Annotated in this window: 8 protein-coding genes and 1 tRNA gene; 7 read left to right on the top strand and 2 right to left on the bottom strand. The window is 63.4% G+C overall.

Features of this window, described 5'->3' with window-relative positions:
- From fdnG to ACH2DG_RS10475, 7 genes are all read left to right on the top strand, one after another.
- A partial coding sequence (gene fdnG / locus ACH2DG_RS10505) for a formate dehydrogenase-N subunit alpha (RefSeq protein WP_395025974.1) occupies positions 1-2,078 on the top strand: 2,078 nt, incomplete at its 5' end.
- A gap of 9 nt (positions 2,079-2,087) precedes the next feature.
- Positions 2,088-3,029 (top strand): formate dehydrogenase subunit beta, encoded by a 942-nt coding sequence (fdxH, locus tag ACH2DG_RS10500; protein WP_395025972.1) that lies wholly within the window; start codon positions 2,088-2,090, stop codon positions 3,027-3,029.
- On the top strand, positions 3,026-3,652 hold the full coding sequence (locus ACH2DG_RS10495) for a formate dehydrogenase subunit gamma (RefSeq protein ID WP_224151315.1): 627 nt from the start codon (positions 3,026-3,028) through the stop codon (positions 3,650-3,652). Before fdxH ends, ACH2DG_RS10495 begins: the two co-directional genes overlap by 4 nt.
- A gap of 101 nt (positions 3,653-3,753) precedes the next feature.
- The gene (gene fdhE, locus ACH2DG_RS10490) at positions 3,754-4,716 is read left to right on the top strand and encodes a formate dehydrogenase accessory protein FdhE (protein WP_395025971.1); all 963 of its coding nucleotides are present in this window, start codon (positions 3,754-3,756) and stop codon (positions 4,714-4,716) included.
- A 117-nt stretch (positions 4,717-4,833) separates the two neighbouring features.
- Complete coding sequence (selA, locus tag ACH2DG_RS10485; protein WP_395025970.1) at positions 4,834-6,246, top strand: L-seryl-tRNA(Sec) selenium transferase; 1,413 nt, start codon at positions 4,834-4,836, stop codon at positions 6,244-6,246.
- Between the two features lie 37 nt (positions 6,247-6,283).
- Positions 6,284-8,206: a selenocysteine-specific translation elongation factor gene (selB, locus tag ACH2DG_RS10480; protein WP_395025969.1), complete on the top strand. Its 1,923-nt coding sequence runs from the start codon at positions 6,284-6,286 to the stop codon at positions 8,204-8,206.
- Positions 8,207-8,366: 160 nt separating this feature from the next.
- Positions 8,367-8,462: transfer RNA gene (locus tag ACH2DG_RS10475), tRNA-Sec, on the top strand.
- A 22-nt stretch (positions 8,463-8,484) separates the two neighbouring features.
- Here the strand turns inward: ACH2DG_RS10475 and ACH2DG_RS10470 are convergent.
- Together ACH2DG_RS10470 and ACH2DG_RS10465 are read right to left on the bottom strand one after the other, a co-directional pair.
- A complete protein-coding gene (locus tag ACH2DG_RS10470) occupies positions 8,485-9,303 on the bottom strand; it encodes a hypothetical protein (RefSeq protein WP_395025967.1) in 819 nt (272 codons plus the stop codon).
- Positions 9,304-9,455: 152 nt separating this feature from the next.
- On the bottom strand, positions 9,456-9,932 hold the full coding sequence (locus ACH2DG_RS10465) for an OmpA family protein (RefSeq protein WP_395025965.1): 477 nt from the start codon (positions 9,930-9,932) through the stop codon (positions 9,456-9,458).
- Between the last annotated feature and the right edge of the window lie 50 nt (positions 9,933-9,982).

Genomic DNA, 9,982 nt, shown 5'->3' with positions numbered 1-9,982 from the left:
CCGAAAAGCGCACCTACGACAAGGCCAGCTGGGACTACGAGCTGGGCGAGGACGGCTACGTCAAGACCGACCCGAGCCTGCAGCACCCGCGTTGCGTCTACCAGTGGCTCAAACGCCATTACGCCAGCTACACGCCGGAGAAGGTGGAGAGCGCCTGCGGCACGCCCAAGGACAAGTTCCTGCACGTGTGCGAAAAGCTCGCATCCACCGCACAGGCTGGCCGCGCTGCGACCATCCTGTACGCCCTTGGCTGGACGCAGCACTCGATCGGCGCGCAGATTCTGCGTACCGGCGCCATGGTGCAGCTGCTGCTGGGCAATATCGGTGTTGCAGGCGGCGGCATGAACGCGCTGCGCGGCCACTCCAACATCCAGGGCCTGACCGACCTGGGCCTGCTGTCCAACGCACTGCCCGGCTACCTGACCCTGGCGAACCAGGGCGAGCAGGACTACCAGAAGTACATCGAGGCACGCACGCAAAAGCCTTTGCGCGCCAACCAGATGAGCTACTGGCAGAACTATCCCAAGTTCCACGTCAGCCTGATGAAGGCCTTGTGGGGCCCTGCGGCCACCAAGGACAACAACTGGGCCTACGACTACCTGCCCAAGCTCGACAAGCAGTACGACATGCTGCAGATCTTCGAGTTGATGAACGAAGGCAAGGTCAATGGCTACATCGCCCAGGGCTTCAACCCACTGGCTGCGTTGTCGAACAAGGACCGCACCCGTGCGGGCCTGGCCAAGCTGAAGTTCCTGGTCATCATGGACCCGCTGGCCACTGAGACTTCGGAGTTCTGGAAAAACTACGGCGAGTACAACGACATCGATACGGCATCGGTGCAGACCGAGGTGTTCCGCCTTCCCACCACCTGCTTCGCAGAAGAAGATGGCGCGGTCGTGAGCTCTTCGCGTGTGCTGCAGTGGCACTGGAAGGCGTCGGAGCCTCCTGGAGAAGCCAAGACCGACGTTGCCATCATGTCGGCCCTGCACCTGCGCATGAAGGCGGCCTACCAGAAGGACGGCGGCAAGTTCCCCGACCCGATCGTCAACCTGTGGTGGCCCTACGCCCAACCAGCCCATCCGTCTTCGGAAGAGCTGGCCAAGGAGTACAACGGCCGCGCACTGGCCGACCTGACCGATGCCGATGGCAAGGTGCTGCGCCCCGCAGGCCAGCAGCTGTCAGGCTTTGGCGAGTTGCGTGACGACGGCACCACCATGAGCGGCTGCTGGATCTACACCGGCTGCTGGACGGAAGCGGGCAACCAGATGGGCCGCCGCGACAACAGCGACCCCACCGGTATCGGCAACACGCTGAACTGGGCCTGGGCCTGGCCGGCCAACCGCCGGGTGCTGTACAACCGTGCGTCTGCCGACCTGGAAGGCAAGCCTTTCAACCCCAACCGCATGCTGGTCAAATGGAACGGCAAGGCCTGGGGTGGCGCGGATGTGCCCGACTATGGCGTGGCGATCAAGCCGGAGGCCGGCACCGGCCCGTTCATCATGAACCCCGAAGGGGTGGCGCGCTTCTTTGCACGCAAGGGCATGAACGAAGGGCCGTTCCCGACGCACTACGAGGCATTCGACAATCCGCTGGGCTACAACCCGATGTACCCGAAGAACGACAAGGCCGTCAGCAACCCGGCAGCCCGCGTCTTCCCGGCCATCTGGGAAACCTTCGGCAAGGCATCGGAGTTCCCGCACGTGGGCACCACGTACCGCCTGACCGAGCACTTCCACTACTGGACCAAGCATGCGCTGCTGAACTCCATCATCCAGCCAGAGCAGTTCGTCGAGATCGGCGAGGCGCTGGCCAAGGAGATCGGCATCACCACCGGCTCCATGGTGAAGGTCAGCTCCAAGCGTGGCTACATCAAGGCGGCGGCGGTGGTTACCAAGCGCATCAAGCCCATGCAGATTGAAGGCAAGACGGTGCACCACGTGGGTATTCCTATCCACTGGGGCTTCAAGGGCCTGACCAAGCCGGGCTTCCTGGCCAACACCCTCACCCCGTTCGTGGGCGACGGTAACAGCAATACGCCCGAGTTCAAGACCTTCCTGGTGAAGGTCGAGAAGGTCTAAGGAGCAGCGATGTCATCTCTACAATCATTGGATATCAAGCGCCGCTCCGCCACCACCACCCCATCGCCCAGCGTGCGCGACGCGCATGGCGGCGAGGTGGCCAAGCTGATCGATGTCTCCAAGTGCATCGGCTGCAAGGCCTGCCAGACCGCCTGCATGGAGTGGAACGATCTGCGTGACGATGTGGGCACGGCCGCGGCCGGGGTCTACGACAACCCGACCGACCTGACGGCCAACTCCTGGACGGTGATGCGGTTTTCCGAATACGAAAACGAAGCCACCGGCAACCTGGAATGGCTGATCCGCAAGGACGGCTGCATGCACTGCGAAGACCCGGGCTGCCTCAAGGCCTGCCCCTCTCCCGGTGCCATCTTGCAGTACACCAACGGCATCGTGGATTTCCAGGAGGAAAACTGCGTGGGCTGCGGCTACTGCGTTACCGGCTGCCCGTTCAACATCCCCCGCATCTCGCAAAAGGACCACAAGGCCTACAAGTGCACACTGTGCTCTGACCGCGTTGCGGTGGGCCAGGAGCCCGCCTGCGTCAAGACCTGCCCCACGGGCGCCATCATGTTCGGCACCAAGCAGGGCATGCAGGAGCGTGCCGACGAGCGGATCGCCGACCTGAAGGAACGCGGTTTTGCCAAGGCTGGCCTGTACGACCCGCAAGGCGTGGGCGGCACGCACGTGATGTATGTGCTGCACCATGCGGACCAGCCATCGCTCTACCACGGCCTGCCCGATGATCCCAAGATCAGCCCCATGGTCAGCCTGTGGAAAGGCGTGGCCAAGCCGCTGGCACTGGCCGCACTGGGCGCCGCAGCAGTCGGCAGCTTCTTCCACTACATCACCAAGGGCCCGCTTGAAGTGCCCGAGGAGCTGGAAGAGGAAGAGGCCCGCAAGGCCCGCGCTGAAACCGGCGGCGACAATCACAAGGAGGCAGGACGATGAGCCGCACCAACCGAGACATCCAGCGCTACAGCGCTGCGGAGCGTGCCAACCACTGGGTTGTTGCCATCAGCTTTGTGCTGCTGGCACTGTCCGGCCTGGCGTTCTTCCACCCGTCGTTCTTCTTCATGACGAACCTGTTCGGTGGTGGGCCCTGGACACGCATTCTGCACCCCTACATCGGCCTGGTCATGGCATTCGGCTTCCTGCTGATGTTCTTCCGCTTCTGGCAGTTGAACATCATCAAGGAGCGCGACGTGGAGTGGCTCAAGAACGTGCCGGCTCTCGTCAAGGGTGAGCACGACAAGATTCCGCCCGCCGAAAAGTACAACGGCGGCCAGAAAGTGCTGTTCTGGATGCTGGTGCTGTGCATGCTCGGCCTCGTTGTCACCGGCGTGCTGATGTGGCGCGCCTGGTGGAATCTACCGGTGAACGTGGTGCGTGCAGCCAGCCTGATCCATGCCATCTCGGCTTTCGGCCTGATCGGACTCATCATTGCGCACATCTACGCTGCCATCTGGACCAAGGGCACCATTCGCGCCATGACACGCGGTACCGTAACCCGCGCCTGGGCCCGGTTCCACCACCCGCTGTGGTACCGCCGCATGACGGGCGAGAAGGACTGAACCCTTTCTTGCCTGCGGGGGCTTGCCCCCCGCTGCAACCCAACAAAGACGCCGATAGCCCTATCAGGACTATCGGCGTTGATACTTGAGAAAATCCCCGTATGCAACGCATTCTTCAACCCGGCGAGATCGAGTCGCTGGACCACACCAGCTTTCCGCGCGTGCTGCTGCCCGAGACCAGCAGCCTGTTTCTGGAACGCGCCAATCGCATCCGCCAACTGGCTGAAGGCAACCCGATTGCCGACTACCTGAACTTCATCGCCAGTCTGGTGCAGGCCCAGCACCGCGCCGTGCAGGACTTGCGTGTGGCAGAGCCCGATGCAGCGGCCATTGCACAGGCGCAGGAATTTTCGTCGCCGCTGCTGCCCGCTGCAAACCATCTCGACCCCGTCTGGCACCAGGTGCTGGATGGCATGCTGGCCGATCTCTCCGGCGCAGGCGGGCTGCCCGCGCCGCTGCAGCCACTGATTGCAGAGCTGCAGGCAACAGATGCCGATGAACGCAACGCCCTGGCAAAGCGCCTGCTCACCAAGGAATTGGCCGCACGCGATGTGGGCATGGCCCCCTTTGCCATGGCCGCGCTGCAGGTCGTGTTTGCCCGCCGCGCAAGCCAGTTGCGGGCCGCCGACGTGCCCTACACCGATCCCGCCACCATCTGCCCCGTATGTGCCGCCGAGCCGGTGGCCAGCGTGGTGCGCATCGGCGGCAAGATGGCCGGCCACCGTTATCTGCATTGCGGCTGCTGCAGCACCGAATGGCATATGGTGCGCGTCAAGTGCTCGCACTGCGAATCGACCAAGGGCATCCACTACCAGGGCCTCGAAGGTGGCAAGGACGTGGTGCTGGCCGAAACCTGCGACGCATGCGGCAGCTACCGCAAGATCGTCAACCAGGAAAAGGACCCGTTGGCCGAGCCGCTGGCCGACGATCTGGCCAGCCTGATGCTGGATCTGCTGATGAGCGAAGAGACCCGGTTCCAGCGCGCCAGCGGCAACCCTTTGCTGTTCGTGGCCGTGGCGGAACCCCAGGCGGACGACAGCGCTTCCGTGCCCGACCTGCACTGACGGGCGGCCCGCCATCGGCCGGCGGCAAGGCGCCATGATGCGCGCCGTGCCATCGTGCCATACTAGAACGATGGTTGCCTGCCGCGCCATCGTTTTTCGTTTTCAGACGTTTCACCCATGCGCACTGCCTCTCACCTGCCCTCCGTCGACAAGTTGCTGCAGCATCCGCGTACTGCCGGGTTGCTTGCGCACTATGGCAAAACGCAATGCACCGATGCCATTCGCGCAGCGCTTGCAGACGCACGCGCCCAGTGGTTGGCGGCCAAGGACAGCCAGACCGCGCCCAGTGCCGACGCCCTGCTCGATGCTGCCGAGCATGCGCTGCAGCAGCTGTTTGCCCCGCGCCTTCGGGCCGTCTACAACCTGACCGGAACCGTGCTGCACACCAACCTGGGCCGCGCACTGCTGCCGCAGGAGGCCATCGACGCCGTGGTGCAGGCGCTGGCCACGCCCAGCAATCTGGAATATGACCTGGCCGATGGGGGCCGCGGCGACCGCGACGATCTGGTGGAGGACCTGATCTGCCGCCTGACCGGCGCGGAAGCCGCCACCATCGTCAACAATAACGCAGCGGCGGTGCTGCTGGTGCTGTCCACACTGGCATCGAACAGGGAAGTCATCGTCTCCCGCGGTGAGTTGGTGGAAATCGGCGGCGCCTTCCGCATTCCCGATGTGATGACGCGCGCGGGCGCCACCCTGGTCGAAGTCGGCACCACCAACCGCACGCATGAGCGGGACTATGCCGAAGCCATCACCGGCCAGACGGCGGCACTGATGAAGGTGCATTGCAGCAACTACGCCATCTCGGGTTTCACCAAGTCCGTGCCGGATGCCGCCGTGGCGAATATTGCGCACACCCACCAGCTGCCAATGATCGTGGACCTGGGCAGCGGCACCTTGGTCGACATGCGTGCCTGGGGCCTTCCCTACGAGGTGACGGTGCGCGAAACCGTTGAAGCCGGGGCGGACATCGTCACCTTCAGCGGCGACAAATTGCTGGGCGGCCCGCAGGCGGGCATCATCGTCGGCAAAAAGGCACTGATTGCACAGATCAAGAAGAACCCGCTCAAACGTGCATTGCGCGTCGGCAAGCTGACGCTGGCGGCGCTGGAGCCTACGCTGCGCCTGTATCTGCATCCCGAGCAATTGGCCCAGCGCCTCACCACCTTGCGCCTGTTCACCCGCGCTGCATCCGACATGCAGCAGCAGGCCGAAGTTCTGCAAGCTCCTGTACAAAGCGCACTGGGCACTGCGTATGTGGTGGAGCCGGCTGCCATGTCCAGCCAGATCGGCAGCGGCGCGCTGCCTGTGGAAAGCCTGGCCAGCCATGGCCTGGTGATCCGCTCTGCAGACCCCAGACGCGCCGGCCAGTTGCTGCAGCAGCTCGAAGCCGCGCTTCGCCAGCTGCCGCGCCCGGTCATCGGCCGCCTGCGCCAGGATGCCCTGTGGCTGGATCTGCGCTGCCTGGAAGCCACGGACCAGGCCGCGTTCATCGACAACTGGAAGAAACTTATTCTGGCGCCCGTCTGAAAAGCGCCAAAAGCTATAAAAAGCAGAGCATTTCCAAATGATCATTGGGACCGCAGGCCATATCGACCATGGCAAAACCACCCTGGTACGCGCCTTGACGGGCGTGGAAACCGACCGCCTCAAGGAAGAGAAGGCGCGCGGCATCTCCATCGAGCTGGGCTATGCCTACGCGCCCCTGGCCAATGGCGATGTACTGGGCATCATCGATGTGCCCGGGCATGAGAAGTTCATCCACACCATGGCCGCAGGCGCCGTGGGCATCGACCACGCGCTCCTGGTGGTGGCGGCCGATGACGGCGTGATGCCGCAGACGCGTGAACACCTGGAAATTCTGCAGTTGCTGGGTGTCCGCCAAGGCACTGTCGCGCTCACCAAGGTTGATCGCGTAGCACCCGAGCGCATGGTGATCGTAAAGGATGAGATACGCGCGCTTCTCACAGGCGGCCCTCTCGCCGATGCCGCTATTTTCGAGACTGCGGCTGCACTGCCGGGGGACCAGGGCGTACATGCGCTGCGCCAGCACTTGCACACCGTTGCACAGGCCATGCCTCAGCGCGCGCAGCAAGGCCTGTTTCGCCTGGCCGTCGACCGCGTCTTCAGCCTGGCAGGACAGGGAACCGTGGTCACGGGTACGGTTTTCAATGGCAGTGTTGCCGTGGGCGCCAGCCTGGTGCATTCGGCCACCGGAAAGACAGTGCGGGTGCGCAGCATCCACGCGCAGAACCGGGCAAGCAACCAGGGCGTGGCCGGACAGCGCTGTGCTCTCAACCTTGCAGGCATTGCCAAGGAAGAGATCGCGCGCGGCGACTGGCTGCTAGATGCACGCCTGCTGCATACCACCCAACGTATCGACGTTCGACTGCAGTTGCTGACGGGTGCGCCAGCGCTCAAACCCTGGGCGCCGGTGCATGTGCATCTGGGCACCATGCACTGCACCGGACATGTGGCCCTGCTGCAAGACGGTGACCTTCCGTCTGGAGCCGAAAGCCTGGCCCAATTGGTGTTGGATGCACCGGCCGTTGTGCAGCCGGGTGATCGCATCATCATCCGCAATGCCCAGGCCAGCCGCACCATTGCAGGAGCCACGGTGCTGGATCCTTATGCACCGGCACGCAAGCGCCGCAGTGAGGCACGGCTCGCATTCCTTGCAGCGCTGGAGCGCTGGGTCACAAGCCATGACACGGCACCACTGCTGGCCGAGGCCTCTTATGGCATCGCCCAGTCCCAGCTGGTGCGGCTGACGGGCCTGGCGCAGCCGCCGGTCCCCGCCCAAGCCATTGTGCTGCCCACCACGGATGGCGATGCGCTCCTGCTGAGCAATGGGGCCTGGCTGGCGCTGCAGACCCAGGTGCTGGAGGTCCTGGAACGCTTTCACAGCGTGGCGCCCGATGAGCCCGGCATCAATGCTGCGCGCCTTCGCCGCATGGCATTGCCCAGCCTGCAGCATGGCGTGCACGACGCGCTCTACGCCAGCCTCATTGAGGCATTGCTGCAGGCACGGCACATCAGCACCTCCGGTGCATGGCTGCATCTGCCGGGCCACAGCGTGCAGTTGAGCGATGCAGAGCAGGCCCTGGCCGAGCGCCTGCTGCCCGCCATTGGCGCTGGCCGCTTCGATCCGCCCTGGATTCGCGATCTCGCGCGGGACCATGGCAGTGGCGAAGAAATGGTGCGCCAACTGCTCAAGAAGCTGGCCCGGCAAGGCCGGGTATTTCAGGTCGTCAAGGATCTCTTTTACGCAGCCGAGCAAACCGATGCCCTGGCCGCATTGGTTGCCGATCTGGCCTTGCAGGCTGAGCGGGGCGCGGTGGAGGCGGCGGCCTTTCGAGATGCAACAGGCCTCGGGCGCAAGCGCGCCATCCAGATCCTCGAGTTCTTCGACCGCGTAGGCTACACCCGCCGTGTGCGCGACGCACATATGCTGCGCCCCGGTGTGCGCTGGCAGGCCAGCCAGCCATGAAACGTCTGCGAGGGGAACAGGCGACCTGGAAGAAGTGCCGAACAGGCACTTCGTTTGCGCCTCGGGGCGCCGCATGCCACGCCTGACTCCATTTGGAGGGTCATGATCCACTCCGGCTCAACGGTCAACGGGAATGGCTACAATCGGCGCACTTTCTGATGGAAGGCAATCGTGCCCGGTGGTGCGGCCGGGCTTCAAACCCGGTGAGGGGTGTCAGCCACTCCTGGGTTGGTTCGACTCCAGCTGCCCTCCGCCACCCCATGCACTCGGCAGCCGCGTCAGCGCTTTACAGGGCTGAACCGGGCGCAGTTCTGTTTTGCAGGGGACAGCAAACACTGCATTCTTTCGTCCTCAACACCCACCCCGTCCCTGGACCAGCTCGTGCCCTTTGCGCCGTCGGGATAGCCTACGACATAATTTCGTCTGCTCTGGGGGTCTTCGCCGACCGTCATCGCCATGTCGCCGAACACCTTGGGCTCCAGGGTCATGGTTCCCGACTCCGACGGATCCAGACTCGGCGGGAAAAACATGGACTTTCTCTGCAACCGAAACCTGTTCTCCGATGCGTCATCGTGGAGATAAACCACCGGGAAGTACTCGGACCTGACTCTCACATTGGGGGTGCGAACGGAGTCCTTTTCACTCCTGAAAGCGAACTTTTCCCTGTTCGAAATCGCTTCCTTGCCTTGGACGAGGGGATGGATGCTCCGATATTTGAACGAGGTTTCCAGGGATACCAGCTTCCACTGGCAACGTCCTCCGGCATCGATCGCAAAGCACGCCTTGTAGACACCGTTCTCCGGCGCTCGGTCAAGGCTGACCTTTTCATAGTGAGAAGCCCGCATCAAGGCGACACCGCTTTGCGATTGCCCGCCTACGCCGTAGCTCCTCGCCTCCTTGCATTTTTCTGATTCGTATTCCAGCGTGACCGGCTGGGGCTCGATGCCTTCCTTGGCCTGGACGACCAAGGTCAGCCAGCGTGCGTCCTTGGCAGGGCTTTGCGTGCGATCCGCTTTGTGATCCAGATTCAATGCCGGGGTACAGCCCGCCATGAAAACACAGGGCACCAGCGCGAGCGCTTTCCACCGCTTGCCCATATTCGTCTTACAGGATGAAAGAAATGCTGAAGTCACCTGCATGCCAGAAAACGGTGCCGCAACTCCGTGCACGTAACAGACAGGCCCGCGCGCCCTCACCGAGGTTTCATAAAGCCGCAGCCTCAAGAATGAGCGCCTTGGCTACCACCCTCCTAGAACAGGGGCACCACAATGGCGACACGGCGATTTTCAGCGGCATTGCCCGATATGACAGGCAAGGCATTGCCAAGCCCCTTGATCTCGATGTTCTGCCGGGGCATGCCGGCTTCCACCAGCACATCGCTCACGGCCTGCGCTCTGCGCAATGACAGTTTCAGGTTGTAGGCCGCGCTGCCTCGGTCGTCGGTATAGCCTTCCACGCGCAGCCGGTCGATGCCCTCTTTCAGCAAGGCCTGCGCGAGCTCCATGACTTTGGTGCGCGCGGCCTCGCCCACCTCCGCAGAATCGAACTCGAAAAGCAGCTTGCCGGACATCTGCAGCTCCCAGCCCTGGTCTCCTTCCGAGAATCCCTGGTTGCGCAACACCTGTTGCTGCTGCGCCGTCAGCCCGCTTTGCGGTGCCGGCGGCGGTGGCGGCGTCTGGCACGCTGCCAGCACCACAGCCAATACCATGGTCAAAGCCCAACGCATCCCGCAGGCAATACGTGGCTTGTCTCCGGCTCTCTGGCTCCACTCCATTA

Origin of the sequence: Comamonas odontotermitis (genome assembly GCF_040396735.1) — a bacterium.
Lineage (GTDB): Bacteria > Pseudomonadota > Gammaproteobacteria > Burkholderiales > Burkholderiaceae_C > Comamonas > Comamonas odontotermitis_C.
This window is presented reverse-complemented; position numbering and strand designations above follow the sequence as displayed.